The organism is Pseudomonas sp. ADAK2 TE3594, from assembly GCF_053628675.1.
Window position 1 is genome coordinate 1381205 of record NZ_JBRJGV010000001.1, and the last position, 12525, is coordinate 1393729.

Annotated in this window: 16 protein-coding genes; 7 read left to right on the forward strand and 9 right to left on the reverse strand. The window is 55.4% G+C overall.

Features of this window, described 5'->3' with window-relative positions; all coding sequences use genetic code 11:
- Window positions 1-130: 130 nt before the first annotated feature.
- Both copI and queF read left to right on the forward strand, forming a co-directional pair.
- Window positions 131-667 carry a copper-resistant cuproprotein CopI gene (copI, locus tag AB7M22_RS06265; protein ID WP_454185581.1) on the forward strand — a complete coding sequence of 179 codons (537 nt, stop codon included), beginning with the start codon at window positions 131-133 and terminating at the stop codon, window positions 665-667.
- A 61-nt stretch (window positions 668-728) separates the two neighbouring features.
- Window positions 729-1559 (forward strand): NADPH-dependent 7-cyano-7-deazaguanine reductase QueF, encoded by an 831-nt coding sequence (gene queF / locus AB7M22_RS06270; RefSeq protein WP_454185582.1) that lies wholly within the window; start codon window positions 729-731, stop codon window positions 1557-1559.
- 173 nt (window positions 1560-1732) lie between these two features.
- Here queF and AB7M22_RS06275 read toward each other — a convergent pair whose 3' ends face one another.
- Together AB7M22_RS06275 and AB7M22_RS06280 are read right to left on the reverse strand one after the other, a co-directional pair.
- Window positions 1733-1996 carry a DUF4404 family protein gene (locus AB7M22_RS06275; RefSeq protein WP_413697203.1) on the reverse strand — a complete coding sequence of 88 codons (264 nt, stop codon included), beginning with the start codon at window positions 1994-1996 and terminating at the stop codon, window positions 1733-1735.
- Between the two features lie 125 nt (window positions 1997-2121).
- Window positions 2122-2742, reverse strand: a complete 621-nt coding sequence (locus AB7M22_RS06280; protein ID WP_008007121.1) for a hypothetical protein — start codon at window positions 2740-2742, stop codon at window positions 2122-2124.
- Between the two features lie 200 nt (window positions 2743-2942).
- On the opposite strand from AB7M22_RS06280, the gene AB7M22_RS06285 reads away from it, so the two are divergent.
- Complete coding sequence (locus tag AB7M22_RS06285; protein WP_454185583.1) at window positions 2943-3632, forward strand: MlaA family lipoprotein; 690 nt, start codon at window positions 2943-2945, stop codon at window positions 3630-3632.
- A 72-nt stretch (window positions 3633-3704) separates the two neighbouring features.
- Here AB7M22_RS06285 and AB7M22_RS06290 read toward each other — a convergent pair whose 3' ends face one another.
- A complete protein-coding gene (locus tag AB7M22_RS06290) occupies window positions 3705-4004 on the reverse strand; it encodes a PilZ domain-containing protein (protein ID WP_007897106.1) in 300 nt (99 codons plus the stop codon).
- A gap of 277 nt (window positions 4005-4281) precedes the next feature.
- On the opposite strand from AB7M22_RS06290, the gene rssB reads away from it, so the two are divergent.
- Entirely contained in the window at window positions 4282-5463 is a 1182-nt protein-coding gene (gene rssB / locus AB7M22_RS06295) for a two-component system response regulator RssB (RefSeq protein ID WP_008007125.1), read from the forward strand.
- Window positions 5463-5945 (forward strand): anti-sigma factor antagonist RssC, encoded by a 483-nt coding sequence (rssC, locus tag AB7M22_RS06300; RefSeq protein ID WP_007897104.1) that lies wholly within the window; start codon window positions 5463-5465, stop codon window positions 5943-5945. Before rssB ends, rssC begins: the two co-directional genes overlap by 1 nt.
- Before the next feature lie 221 nt (window positions 5946-6166).
- Here rssC and tal read toward each other — a convergent pair whose 3' ends face one another.
- Together tal and dusA are read right to left on the reverse strand one after the other, a co-directional pair.
- On the reverse strand, window positions 6167-7093 hold the full coding sequence (gene tal, locus AB7M22_RS06305) for a transaldolase (RefSeq protein ID WP_454185584.1): 927 nt from the start codon (window positions 7091-7093) through the stop codon (window positions 6167-6169).
- Window positions 7094-7271: 178 nt separating this feature from the next.
- Window positions 7272-8291, reverse strand: coding sequence for a tRNA dihydrouridine(20/20a) synthase DusA (gene dusA / locus AB7M22_RS06310; RefSeq protein ID WP_454185585.1), 1020 nt, complete (start codon window positions 8289-8291; stop codon window positions 7272-7274).
- 102 nt (window positions 8292-8393) lie between these two features.
- Here dusA and AB7M22_RS06315 point away from each other — a divergent pair, with 102 nt between their 5' ends.
- Together AB7M22_RS06315 and AB7M22_RS06320 are read left to right on the forward strand one after the other, a co-directional pair.
- Window positions 8394-9503: a tyrosine-type recombinase/integrase gene (locus AB7M22_RS06315; RefSeq protein WP_454185586.1), complete on the forward strand. Its 1110-nt coding sequence runs from the start codon at window positions 8394-8396 to the stop codon at window positions 9501-9503.
- 103 nt (window positions 9504-9606) lie between these two features.
- Window positions 9607-11175 carry a GmrSD restriction endonuclease domain-containing protein gene (locus tag AB7M22_RS06320; RefSeq protein ID WP_454185587.1) on the forward strand — a complete coding sequence of 523 codons (1569 nt, stop codon included), beginning with the start codon at window positions 9607-9609 and terminating at the stop codon, window positions 11173-11175.
- Window positions 11176-11218: 43 nt separating this feature from the next.
- Here AB7M22_RS06320 and AB7M22_RS06325 read toward each other — a convergent pair whose 3' ends face one another.
- The 4 genes from AB7M22_RS06325 to AB7M22_RS06340 all read right to left on the reverse strand — a co-directional run bounded on the left by AB7M22_RS06325 (window position 11219) and on the right by AB7M22_RS06340 (window position 12498).
- Entirely contained in the window at window positions 11219-11485 is a 267-nt protein-coding gene (locus tag AB7M22_RS06325; protein WP_454185588.1) for a pyocin activator PrtN family protein, read from the reverse strand.
- Window positions 11482-11778, reverse strand: coding sequence for a hypothetical protein (locus tag AB7M22_RS06330; RefSeq protein WP_454185589.1), 297 nt, complete (start codon window positions 11776-11778; stop codon window positions 11482-11484). The genes AB7M22_RS06325 and AB7M22_RS06330 overlap by 4 nt, the downstream gene beginning before the upstream one ends.
- A gap of 88 nt (window positions 11779-11866) precedes the next feature.
- Complete coding sequence (locus AB7M22_RS06335; protein ID WP_454185590.1) at window positions 11867-12088, reverse strand: hypothetical protein; 222 nt, start codon at window positions 12086-12088, stop codon at window positions 11867-11869.
- Window positions 12085-12498: a hypothetical protein gene (locus tag AB7M22_RS06340; RefSeq protein ID WP_454185591.1), complete on the reverse strand. Its 414-nt coding sequence runs from the start codon at window positions 12496-12498 to the stop codon at window positions 12085-12087. The genes AB7M22_RS06335 and AB7M22_RS06340 overlap by 4 nt, the downstream gene beginning before the upstream one ends.
- Between the last annotated feature and the right edge of the window lie 27 nt (window positions 12499-12525).

The window sequence follows — 12525 nt, forward strand, 5'->3', positions numbered from 1 at the left end:
GTGCTTTATACCGTGGGCGGCGGCGATAAAGGCCAACCTGACAAAGTTGTAATCTGCCTGTCAGGTGGCTGGCAGAGCCCACGGGTTAGAGTTTCCCACAAGCTGAACCTCATCTTGTTGGAGTGCGACTATGTTTTTGCGAAAGCGTCTGGTGTTGGCCGTTTGTTTGCTGACACTGAGTTTAGGGCTTGCGGCCTCGCCGGCGCAGACCTACGACTTCGGTCAACCGGCTACGGCCGCCCGGGCTACCCGTAGCGTTGAAGTGGTAATGGGCGATATGTCGTTCGATCCGAAAGCCATCGAGATCAAGGCTGGTGAGACCGTTCGCTTTGTACTGGTGAATAAAGGCCAGTTGCTGCACGAATTCAACCTCGGCGACGCGGCGATGCATGCCCGGCATCAGCAGGAAATGCTCCAGATGCAGCAAAGCGGCATGCTGATGCCTACAGGCATGAAGGCCATGGACCACGGTTCCATGGCCACTATGGACCATTCCTCCGAAGGGCATGGGATGAAACACGATGACCCGAACAGTGTGCTGGTGGAGCCGGGCAAAACCACCGAGCTGACCTGGACCTTCACCAAGGCCACCAACCTGGAATTTGCCTGCAACATCCCCGGCCACTATCAGGCCGGTATGGTCGGCAAACTGACAGTCAGTCAGTAAGCACTCAAAGGCGGGAGCAAAGGCTGGTAGAATCCGCTGATTCTTCAGTCAGGTTTCCGTCATGCATCCCGCAGCCGAACATTCGCCGCTGGGCAAATCCAGCGAATACATCGCCACCTACACGCCGTCCCTGCTGTTCCCGATCCCGCGCACCGCGAAATGGGCCGAGCTGGGCCTGACGGCTGAAACCCTGCCGTACAAGGGCGTGGACTTCTGGAACTGCTTCGAGCTGTCGTGGCTGTTGCCGTCCGGCAAGCCCGTGGTGGCGATTGGCGAATTCAGCATTCCGGCGGATTCGCCGAACATCATCGAATCGAAGTCGTTCAAGCTGTACCTCAACTCGCTGAACCAAACAGCGTTTGCCGATACCGCAAGCCTTGAAGCGACGCTGGCAAAAGACCTTTCGGCCGCTGCCGGCAAACCGGTGGGCGTGCGGATTCGCAGCCTGAAAGAAGTTGAGGCAGAAGGCGTCGTGGCGTTGCCGGGTGTGTGCATCGATGACCTGGACATCAGCGTCAGCAACTATGAGCATCCGCGTCCGGAACTGCTGCGGTGCGATGATTCGCTCATTGTTGAAGAGTGCGTGCACAGCCATTTGCTCAAATCCAACTGCCCGGTCACCAGCCAGCCGGATTGGGGCAGCGTGGCGGTGGAGTATCGCGGCGCGGCGCTGGATCACGCGAGTTTACTGGAATACATCGTGAGCTTCCGACAGCACTCGGACTTCCATGAGCAGTGCGTGGAGCGGATTTTCCTCGACCTGCAACGATTGCTGAAGCCAGAGAAACTGACGGTGTATGCACGGTATGTGCGTCGCGGCGGGTTGGACATCAACCCGTATCGCAGCACCGAAGAAGTACAACTGCCGAACCACCGTCTGGTCCGTCAATGAAGAACCAATGTGGGAGCGAGCCTGCTCGCGATGAGGGCGGCACATCCAACATTAATGTTGGCTGATACTCCGCCATCGCGAGCAGGCTCGCTCCCACAGGGGATTGCATTTGCAAATCCCGGATATGAAAAAGCCCCGCTATCGATAGCGGGGCTTTTTTGTATCTGGCGGGTTCAGATCCCCATGTTGCCCAAGGCTTGCACGATGTTGCGCAAAGTGCCAGCAAGGGTTGGGTGTTCGAGTTCGAAGCGCTCGACGGCCAGGTTCACATTGTCGGCGAGGTTGGTGTCCTGGGTTTTGGTTTCCAGTTCAAGCTCAAGTTCGATCTGTTGCATCAGCGCGTGCAGGTCTTCGCGCTCGGCTTCGGTCAGTGGCGGATTCTGTTCCAATTGCTCGCGCAGTTTATTGAGCTGTTCTTGCAGTTCGCGGGCAGGCATGGCGTTCTTCCTTTTATCGATAGGCACTGGCATAGACCGCAGCGGCGCGCCAAAGGTCTATGGCTGACCTTTAGATTAATCCACTCCCGGGCAACCTGCATGCCTTCATAGGTGTGAGGCGGCGATCAGGGCTTCTCGCCCTTGAGCCGGCGCAGACTGATATCGGCCAGGCAGGTGTCGAGTTCGCCCAGATGATCGATCACCGAATGCACGCCCAGGCCGAACAACTGCATTGTCGCCTTGCCGCGCAGGTGTTCCCGTTCCTTTTGACTCAAGGCCTGCCATTCGCTTGGAGCCAGCCCGCACAGCGAGCCGCAGGACGCCAGGCCAATGGTCCACAACCCGGCATTCAGGCCCGATTGCAAAAGTCGCGGTTCGCCGCTGACCAGCACGCAACCGTCCAGGCGTTCGACATTCAACGCCATCAAGGCTTGCCAACAGGCGTTCGGAGCCGGCCATGGATTGATTGTTGCCGGGTGTTGCGAAGGTTTGATCCAGTCCGGGAGTGCCGCGGCCAGAGAGTGGCTGAGGGCGGGGGGCAGTTCATCGAGCCAGGCGCAAGGAATCTGTTGGCGCTGCAAACTGGACAGGCTATCCAGAGCGCCAAGCGTGACTTCGGTGTGCTCGGGAGTCAGTGTGCCGGGTTGGCGAGTGCGTGCGCCGAAATCCACCAGACATCCACTGAGGCCGAACAGTACAGCGGTCAGGCTGGGTGCGATGAGAGGCGAGGCTTCGGCGCGTGGCATATCAACGTCCTTGAAATAGTAACAAGGCTATTCGTGGACGGTGACAGTTGAGTGACACTGATGTGAATCGCTGCCAGCCAGGAGGAATCATCCGGGAGCGATCGCGTACGATGCTGCCTAAACCGGGTTATCCGTCATATACTAGTGGTCTTTGCGACTGGGCCAAGCGTCCGCGTCAGTACAATCCAAGGAGTTTCTCTATGCGCTGGAGCAATCGACTCGCTCAGCTTTGTATGTGTGCCAGTGTATTGCTGGTTCCGTTTGCGGCTCAGGCTGCCACGGAAGAAGATCCTTGGGAAAGCATTAACCGCCCGATCTACAAGTTCAACGATTTTGTCGACACCTACGCACTGAAGCCATTGGCTCAGGGCTATCAATTCGTCACGCCGCAGTTTCTGGAAGATGGCATCCACAACATGTTCCGCAACGTTGGCGACGTGACCAACCTTGCCAACGACGTGTTGCAGGCCAAGCCCGCCGCGGCAGGCGTCGACACCGCGCGTTTGATCTTCAACACCACCTTCGGCCTGCTGGGCTTCTTCGACGTGGGTACCCAGATGGGCCTGCATCGCAATGATGAAGACTTCGGCCAGACCCTCGGTTACTGGGGCGTGGGCAGCGGCCCATACTTGATGCTGCCGCTGCTGGGCCCAAGCACCTTGCGTGATGCGCCTTCCAAGTATGTCGACGGCTATACCGGCCCGTACCGCTATATCCACGACGTGCCGGTGCGTAATTCGATCTTCGGCCTGAACATCGTCGACACCCGCGCCAACCTGCTGTCGGCCGAGAAACTGGTCAGCGGCGACAAATACACCTTTATTCGCAATGCATACCTGCAAAACCGCGAATTCAAGGTCAAGGACGGCCAGGTCGAAGACGATTTTTAATCTCGACCGGTAAAACGAAGAAGGCGGCCATTTGGCCGCCTTCTTTCGTTTGGCTTGCGGGCTAAATCGGGGTTACTTCATCTTCAGGATTGTAAGCCCGAGTTTCTGATTGCCACCGTCCTGTGCTTTCACCCACACCACCTCGGTATCGGCCTCAAGGCCTTTTAGCGCTGCGTGATCGGAGTCAATCCGTACGCTAAGCCGGTCACCGACCTTGAATAAACGGGGCGCCTCAACCTGCATGCCACTGCTGGAAAGGTCGATGCAGACGGCTGGCACCTCGTCGCCCTCATGAATCAGCGCCACATCGGCATCGACCCGCATGCGGATGAAATCGCGCTTTTCGCTGTAGTCCCGATCAGTTTGGCTCATGGGCTCGATCCTTCCTTTGGGTTACGGTTTTGCCTGTTCTTATAACTCTCGGTGATTTGACAAGTAAAGACGTCAAGCGACCATCGGCGTGAGCTTGAAACGCCTCGCGGATGGGAGTACCGTCTGCGCCTTAGAAGGGCACCTTTGGTGGACCTGTGAGTAGGGCAAACGCTCGAAAACGGTGCAGCCAGAGAGGCTAGAAAGCGAATCCAGTAGTGTGAGCAGGGCCAAATGCCCAGCCTGCTACGCCAACCTAATTCTGGCGCCGTTTGCCCACATGCCAAAAACCAGTGCCACGCTGCTGATAATCGATGATGACGAAGTAGTGCGCGCGAGCCTCGCGGCCTACTTGGAAGACAGTGGTTTCAGTGTCCTGCAGGCCAGCAATGGCCAGCAGGGACTTCAGGTATTCGAGCAAGACAAGCCCGACTTGGTCATCTGCGATCTGCGCATGCCGCAGATGGGCGGACTTGAACTCATTCGCCAGGTCACCGAGCTGTCGCCGCAAACACCGGTAATCGTGGTGTCGGGCGCCGGCGTGATGAACGACGCGGTCGAGGCCCTGCGCCTGGGCGCGGCGGATTACCTGATCAAGCCTCTCGAAGATCTGGCCGTGCTCGAGCACTCTGTGCGCCGAGCCCTGGATCGTGCGCGCCTGCTGCTGGAAAACCAGCGCTATCGCGAGAAGCTGGAAAAGGCCAATCGCGAGCTCGAAGCCAGCCTGAACCTGCTCCAGGAAGACCAGAACGCCGGTCGCCAGGTGCAGATGAACATGCTGCCGGTCAGTCCCTGGAGCATCAACGAGTTCCAGTTTGCGCATCAGATCATCCCGTCGCTGTACCTTTCGGGCGATTTCGTCGACTACTTTCGGGTCGACGAGCGTCGGGTAGCGTTCTACCTGGCGGACGTTTCCGGTCATGGCGCCTCTTCAGCCTTCGTTACCGTGCTGTTGAAGTTCATGACCACGCGCTTGCTGTTCGAATCCAAGCGCAACGGCACATTGCCGGAGTTCAAGCCTTCAGAGGTTCTTGGTCATATCAACCGGGGCCTGATCAGTTGTAAGCTGGGTAAACACGTCACAATGGTCGGTGGAGTCATCGACGAGGAGACCGGTTTGTTGACCTATAGCATCGGTGGTCATCTGCCGTTGCCTGTGTTGTACACGCCAGACAGTGTTCGTTACCTGGAAGGGCGTGGTCTGCCGGTGGGCCTCTTCAATGAAGCCACCTACGAAGACCACGTACTGGAATTGCCGCCAGTGTTCAGCTTGACGCTGATGTCTGATGGCATTTTGGACCTTTTGCCAGAACCCACACTCAAAGAGAAAGAAGCTGCTTTACCTCAACGGGTGAAGGCAGCGGGCGGCAGCCTGGATGGTCTGCGCCAGGTTTTTGGATTGGCCACGCTAGGGGAGATGCCGGATGATATCGCCCTGTTGGTGTTGAGCAGGAATCTTTAATGAGTACCGGTAGAATCCAGTTCGCCGAGCAGGACGGCACCTTCGTCCTGAAGTTCGTCGGTGAAGTTCGCCTGACCCTGTGTTCGGCGTTGGATGCGACTATTGAGCGGATCTTCACCGCGTTGAATTTCAACGCCATCGTGATCGACCTGACCGAAACCCGCAGCATCGACAGCACCACCCTGGGCCTGCTGGCCAAACTGTCGATCCTGTCGCGGCAAAAGGTCGGCCTGCTGCCGACCGTCGTCACCACCCACGAAGACATCACCCGTCTGTTGCAGTCCATGGGCTTCGAGCAAGTGTTCAACATCGTTGACCGCCCGATCCCATGCCCTGAATGCCTGACCGACCTGCCAGACCAGGACCAGTCCGAAGAAGTGGTACGAGTCAAAGTCCTCGAAGCACACAAAATCCTCATGGGCCTGAACGACTCCAATCGTGAAGCATTCCATGACCTGGTGAATGCGCTGGAGCGGCATTGATTCCCCTGAAACGGTGTGGGTCGGTCTGATCCCACACTAACCCCGCGTAAACACACTATCCCGACTCACTACGAATCCCCTGTAGGAGCGAGGCTTGCCCGCGAAGGCGCCATAACGATCACCACATCCCCCAGCGCGAAGCCCATTCAATCTCCAACATCAACGCACAAAAAAGGGCGAACCCGCTAAGGTTCGCCCTTCTTGCACAGCTTCGAACTAGATCACAGCTTGGCCTGCAACAACGCCTCAAGCTTCTCCTGATCCCGAGCAAACTGACGAATCCCCTCAGCCAGTTTCTCGGTCGCCATCGCATCCTCGTTGGACAACCAACGGAACTGCGCTTCATTCAAGCTCAGACGCGCCTCACCAGCATGCCCCGGCGCCAATTTGCGCTCCAGCTTGCCAGTATCCGCCGCCAGCTTCTCCAGCAGATCCGGGCTGATGGTCAACCGATCACAACCGGCCAACTGCTCGATCTGATTCAGATTACGGAAGCTCGCACCCATCACCACAGTCTTGTAGTCATTGGCCTTGTAGTAGTTGTAGATGCGCGTCACCGACTGCACGCCCGGATCATCCGCGCCGGTGTAGTCGTTGCCAGTGGCCTTCTTGTACCAGTCGTAGATACGGCCCACGAACGGCGAAATCAGGAAAACCCCAGCGTCAGCACAAGCCGCAGCCTGAGCGAAAGAGAACAGCAAGGTCAGGTTGGTCTGAATGCCTTCCTTTTCCAGCTTCTCGGCAGCGCGAATGCCTTCCCAGGTCGAAGCGATCTTGATCAGCACACGCTCACGGCCAACGCCGGCCTTGTCGTACAGGTCGATCAGACGGTGCGCACGCTTCAATACGGCGTCAGTGTCGAACGACAGGCGCGCATCCACCTCAGTGGAAATACGGCCCGGTACAACCTTCAGAATTTCTTGCCCTACCGCAACGCCAAAACGGTCGCTGGCCAGGCCCACATCGCCCTTGCAGTCGTGAACGCAAGCATTCAGCAACTCGGCATAAGCGGGAATGGCCGCCGCTTTGAGCAACAGAGAAGGGTTGGTGGTAGCGTCCACGGGTTTAACGCGAGCGATTGCTTCGAAGTCGCCGGTGTCGGCAACCACGGTGGTCATTTGTTTAAGTTGTTCCAGCTTGGAAGTCATGGGCGTGCTCTGTCCTATGGGTCTAATGACATTACCCGAGCGCTTGCAGCCACTCAAGGGCGCGTACGTGTATCGATGGCCCCAGCGGCAACAACCTGAAAACGGATGTTTGAAAGGCGGGGCGTGGTATCGGTAGATACGATGCTGAAATAGGGGACAGGTTCAACGCAGGTGACCGTTAACGCCCCTCCAACAACTCCGCCGCCTGATCCAGCAACGCCAAAGGCTCTTTGGCCTTGTGAATATCCACCGACAACAACTGCCGAAACTTCCGCGCCCCCGGAAACCCGGTGCCCAGCCCCAGCACATGCCGAGTGATGTGGTGCATCGATCCACCCGCCAGCAAATGCTCGGCAATATAAGGCCGCAACTGCGCCAGCGCCTCGGCCCGGCTGATCACCGGCGCCGTGCTGCCGAACAGCTGCTGATCCACCTCAGCCATTACATAAGGGTTGTGATACGCCTCACGGCCCAGCATCACGCCGTCGAATGTCTGCAGATGCTCGTGACAAGCCTCCAGCGTCTTGATCCCGCCGTTGAGGATAATCTCCAGCTCCGGAAAATCCGTCTTCAACCGCGCCGCCACGTCATAGCGAAGAGGTGGAATGTCGCGGTTCTCCTTCGGCGACAACCCCTCCAGAATCGCAATCCGCGCATGCACCGTAAAACTCGTGCACCCGGCATCCCGAACCGTGCCGACGAAATCACACAATTCCTCGTAACTGTCCCGCCCATTAATCCCGATCCGATGCTTCACCGTCACCGGAATCGACACCGCATCACGCATCGCCTTCACACAATCGGCCACCAACTGCGGATGCCCCATCAGGCACGCGCCGATCATATTGTTCTGCACCCGATCACTCGGGCAGCCGACGTTCAGGTTTACCTCGTCGTAGCCGTGGTCCTGGGCCATGCGCGCGCAGGCGGCCAGATCCAGCGGGACACTGCCGCCGAGTTGCAGGGCGAGCGGGTGTTCGGCTTCGTTGTGACGCAGGAAACGGTCGTGATCGCCGTTGAGGAGCGCGCCGGTGGTGACCATTTCTGTGTAGAGGAGGGCGTGCTTGGAGAGTAGACGTAGGAAAAAGCGGCAGTGGCGATCGGTCCAATCCATCATCGGCGCAATGCTAAAGCGACGGGACAGCTCAGAGCGGGTTGATCCAGCGTTTACGGGTGCTTCAGGCTTTTCAAAATTCATTGATACTGATCTTTTATACAGCGGTTTTTACCCATTTTTCCTTGTTTTTCGAAGTCGGTTGCTACAATGTAGCAATCGAATTCAGCAATGTAGCAACTGGAAATGGGCACGATCACATCACGTAAGCGCAAGGACAACTCGACGGCCTACACGGCGCAGATACGGATCAATCGGGATGGGAAGACAGTTTATCAGGAAAGCCAAACCTTCGACCGCAAGCAGGTCGCCCAGGCCTGGATCAAGCGACGTGAGACTGAACTGGCTGAGCCTGGTGCCATCGAGCGAGCGAAGCGCAAAGGTGTAACGATCAAGGTGATGATCAAGCAGTACCTGGAAGAGTACGAAAGGATTCGGCCGTTGGGGAAAACCAAGCGCGCTACGTTGACTGCCATCAGTGAGAGCTGGCTGGGTGAGGTGGACGACTCGGCACTGACCAGTCAGAAACTGGTGGAGTTTGCACAATGGCGGATGAGCAAAGAGGGTGGTGGTGTTCTGGCGCAGACCGTGGGAAATGATCTATCGCACCTGGGCGCGGTGTTGTCTGTGGCTCGACCGGCCTGGGGCTATGAGGTCGACCCGTTAGCCATGCCTGATGCGCGACGGGTGCTACGCAAGCTCGGCATGGTCAGTAAAAGCAGTGAGCGTAACCGCAGACCAACGTTGGAAGAGTTGGATGCGCTGACGGAGCACTTCTTCGAAATGCAGAAGCGTCGGCCGGACTCGATCCATATGCCGAAGGTAATCGCCTTCGCGATCTTCTCGACTCGCCGGCAGGAGGAGATCACTCGGATTCGTTGGGAGGATCTGGACCAAAATCGGCAGGCTGTGTTGGTCCGGGACATGAAGAATCCAGGGCAAAAGATCGGGAACAACGTCTGGTGTCATCTGCCCGATGAAGCGTGGGCGATTCTTCATACTATGCCGAAGGTGGCTAGGGAGATCTTTCCCTACAACGGCAAGTCAGTGTCGGCGTCCTTTACCCGAGCGTGCCACTTCCTTGAGATTGAGGACCTGCATTTTCATGACCTGCGGCATGATGGGGTGAGCAGGTTGTTCGAGATGGACTGGGACATCCCGAGAGTGTCGAGTGTTTCAGGGCACAGGGATTGGAATTCTTTAAGGCGTTACACGCACCTGCGAGGTAGGGGAGATCCGTACCGGTCATGGAAGGTTCTTACAAGACTCTTGGCACCGTTGACGAATGAATTCTGAAAAAACACTTATCAGGATTGAAAGCTACGATGATAGGTGCATATCATGCTGGAATCGTCTGCTTACTGTGTCCTGCGGATTGAAATTATAAATGGAGGTTTAATTGGCTCTCAAATCGAATTTAGTAAATTTGGATGCGTTAATAAAGAGGGCCGATTTTGCCATTGCTGATAACGACTCAGCTCTTTTTGAAAATGTGCCTACTATCTCTCTAAGGGATTTTACTCAGGGCGGAATGATTGGGCCAAATCTTCGAAAGCCAGATTTTCAACGAGAAACTAATCATTGGACTCCGGAGCAAGTTGTTTCATTGCTGGAGTGCTTTGTAAATGGTGATTTAATTCCTTCTGTCATATTGTGGCAGTCTCCAACATACCTCTTTGTTATTGATGGTGGGCATCGGCTCAGTGCTTTGCGAGCTTGGGTGGAGGATGACTATGGTGATGGCCCTGTATCGCAGCCATTTTTTGGATATGAGATTTCTGATGCCCAGAAACGAGTGGCGCGTCGAACTAGGGATCTAGTAGCTAAAAGTGTCGGAACTTGGCAGCATTATCAAGCTCGGAATTTCGATGCGGATTTAGAGCCGGCGGATAGAAAGCGTTTAAATACGGTGGTGTCAAGAGGGTTGCCGATTCAATGGGTTAAAGGTGATGCTGATAAGGCGGAAAGCTCGTTCTTCAAAATTAACATGAAAGGTACACCTCTTGATGAGATTGAAGAGCTTTTACTGCGTTGCCGTCGTAAACCAGTTCCAATAGCTGCCAGGGCTGTTATACGATCCGGAAAAGGTCATAGGTACTGGTCTGGGTTCTCAAATGATATAGCTCTATCTATTGAGAAGGCGGCGATGAACTTACATTCGACTCTATTTGATCCGGAACTGCAGCATCCGATAAAAACATTGGATCTCCCGCTGGGTGGGCCTAAAGGTATTCGGGCGGCGCTCCAAGCGTTGATCGAGTTTATTTTGATTTCAATAAGGAATCAGCAAGGAACACCAAAAAGCATCTCCGATATGCCAGATGATGATGATGGTAGCCTGACGATCAATGCGTTAGAACGCGCTGTGAAGCTAGCAAAACGCATTACAGGGAATGATGGCGGAAGTCTTGGTTTGCATCCGGCGGTTTATTTTTACGGTCCGACCGGACGACACTCTGGCCCATTATTTATGGGGACTGTCTTGTTGATAGGGGAGAAGTTGGCGAATAATGACTCTGGCTTTTTTTCACGGTTTTCTAGTGTCAGGGCTCAGCTCGAATCTATTCTAATCGATCAGAAGGAACTCATTGCAACCATTCTTCAAAAACAGTCGAGCGCTAGGCGTGCGGGTCTATATGCTAAGGTTCTTGATTCAGTTATTAATGCGCTTTTGAATAGTGTTGAAGTGTCTGATGAGGATTTAGTTAGGTTTGCTGGTATGGATGGGAAAGTTTTTGTTGGTTCGAATTCTGGAGCTCCAAGGAGTTTTAGCGATGATACTAAAAGTCAGGTTTTCATTCGTGTTGCGTTGACGTCTGCGATGAAATGCCCTTTGTGTAGTGGGTATTTAGATAGCGAAAAATCTCTATCTTATGATCATATTGTTAGAGCGAGGGAAGGCGGGAACGGTTCTACAGAAAATTTGCAGTTGACGCATCCTTACTGCAATCAGTCAGTGAAGGGGTGATTTAATAAGGGGCGTTTAAACGCCCCTTTTATTTGGCTCTGGTTCAGTTTCGACCCATCAATTTTCTTTGGTCAGAGAGAGCTTTCTCTCGCTGGCAGTCTATGTAGTTTGCAAGATCCTTAAGGTGAATTCCCAGGCCGGCTTTTTGACTATTTGGGCCAAGGCGCACTATGGGGATATCGATCTCACCGGTTAGTTGTTTATGTTTGAATTTTTCGACAGTTAGATTCATGTAATCTGAACACACGCGGTCCAGTGGAATTACGGCTCGCCCGTCATACTGAGCCATGAGGAGAAAAAGTGTGTTCATGCCGCCTCCCTGCTTTCGATCTTCGATACCAGAGTATGCTGCTTTAGAAAGAAGGGGTGCATATACCCCACAGCAGGCTGCGCGGGCGGGCGATTCTGAGCGATTAGCGTTGCATCGGGTGTAGCTGCCTCGCGCAGCTTTTCGTGGGGTATAAGTGCCTCGGCAGTGGTGCTAAAGGGATCAATAATGCCTGCTGCTGCGCAGCAGAGACTCTTTGTTTTCTGTGCGTCGACGCTGTTAGCGTTGCGGAGCAAAGCGGTCGATGCTTGGGTGGTGTGCAGGTACGTCTTCATGCCGCTTTCCTCCGGTGTTCGATAGCGTGTTGGTCCATCAGGCGTTGGTGAAGCGTGAGCCGTGTTGCGGTGGTGGCGAGAGTCTGAGTCATGCGGCCTCCTTGACCAGGTCTGCCAATAGCAGCGCGTTCTTGGTGTCTTTGTGCAACTGGCGCAGAGCGTCGTAGCCGATCCGTGCTTTCAACTGGCGGTCGAGTTCTTTGTTGTAGCGAGTGAGCGCTCGCAGTTCGGTGGTGGTTCTGGTGTGCTGCTGTTGAAGTGCACCTGCCGCCTCGGGGGATAGGCGCATCATTGGAGTGGCGCGGCTCATGCGGCATCCTCCAGTGCGACGGGCTCCAGCAGGGCGGCCATGCTCAGGGCTTTATTGCGTAGGGTAAGCGCTTGTGTTGCCTGGCATTGGGAGTTCACGGCACGGAAGGTGTCGGCGGCGAGCTTGAGTTTTTCGGCGATGGCCAGAAGGTTTTGATGGTTGTCCGGGCTCAGTGCCTGGCTGGCTTTGAGTTTTTTGCACAGCTGGGCCAGTTGCAGGTGATCGGCACGAATGAACCGCAATGAAGCCTCCAGCTCGTTGATGGTCTTGGCACTGTTGGCGCGTTCGTTGTTCTTGTCTTCTTCACCTTCGAATCGGCCGTCGATCAAGCCACCTCGGTAGCCGGCCCAATAGAGAAGGGCGGCCGCAATGATGAGGCCGATCAGTGCGCAGATTTGAATTGCAGTCATGTGGTGTGCTCCTGGTGGTTTCGATTG

What these genes read in the sequence shown, in the direction of transcription:
- copI (WP_454185581.1), top strand. Translation starts at nt 131, where the DNA reads ATGTTTTTGCGAAAGCGTCTGGTGTTGGCCGTTTGTTTGCTGACACTG.
- queF (WP_454185582.1), top strand. Translation starts at nt 729, where the DNA reads ATGCATCCCGCAGCCGAACATTCGCCGCTGGGCAAATCCAGCGAATAC.
- AB7M22_RS06275 (WP_413697203.1), bottom strand. Translation starts at nt 1,996, where the DNA reads ATGCCTGCCCGCGAACTGCAAGAACAGCTCAATAAACTGCGCGAGCAA.
- AB7M22_RS06280 (WP_008007121.1), bottom strand. Translation starts at nt 2,742, where the DNA reads ATGCCACGCGCCGAAGCCTCGCCTCTCATCGCACCCAGCCTGACCGCT.
- AB7M22_RS06285 (WP_454185583.1), top strand. Translation starts at nt 2,943, where the DNA reads ATGCGCTGGAGCAATCGACTCGCTCAGCTTTGTATGTGTGCCAGTGTA.
- AB7M22_RS06290 (WP_007897106.1), bottom strand. Translation starts at nt 4,004, where the DNA reads ATGAGCCAAACTGATCGGGACTACAGCGAAAAGCGCGATTTCATCCGC.
- rssB (WP_008007125.1), top strand. Translation starts at nt 4,282, where the DNA reads ATGCCAAAAACCAGTGCCACGCTGCTGATAATCGATGATGACGAAGTA.
- rssC (WP_007897104.1), top strand. Translation starts at nt 5,463, where the DNA reads ATGAGTACCGGTAGAATCCAGTTCGCCGAGCAGGACGGCACCTTCGTC.
- tal (WP_454185584.1), bottom strand. Translation starts at nt 7,093, where the DNA reads ATGACTTCCAAGCTGGAACAACTTAAACAAATGACCACCGTGGTTGCC.
- dusA (WP_454185585.1), bottom strand. Translation starts at nt 8,291, where the DNA reads ATGAATTTTGAAAAGCCTGAAGCACCCGTAAACGCTGGATCAACCCGC.
- AB7M22_RS06315 (WP_454185586.1), top strand. Translation starts at nt 8,394, where the DNA reads ATGGGCACGATCACATCACGTAAGCGCAAGGACAACTCGACGGCCTAC.
- AB7M22_RS06325 (WP_454185588.1), bottom strand. Translation starts at nt 11,485, where the DNA reads ATGAACACACTTTTTCTCCTCATGGCTCAGTATGACGGGCGAGCCGTA.
- AB7M22_RS06330 (WP_454185589.1), bottom strand. Translation starts at nt 11,778, where the DNA reads ATGAAGACGTACCTGCACACCACCCAAGCATCGACCGCTTTGCTCCGC.
- AB7M22_RS06335 (WP_454185590.1), bottom strand. Translation starts at nt 12,088, where the DNA reads ATGAGCCGCGCCACTCCAATGATGCGCCTATCCCCCGAGGCGGCAGGT.
- AB7M22_RS06340 (WP_454185591.1), bottom strand. Translation starts at nt 12,498, where the DNA reads ATGACTGCAATTCAAATCTGCGCACTGATCGGCCTCATCATTGCGGCC.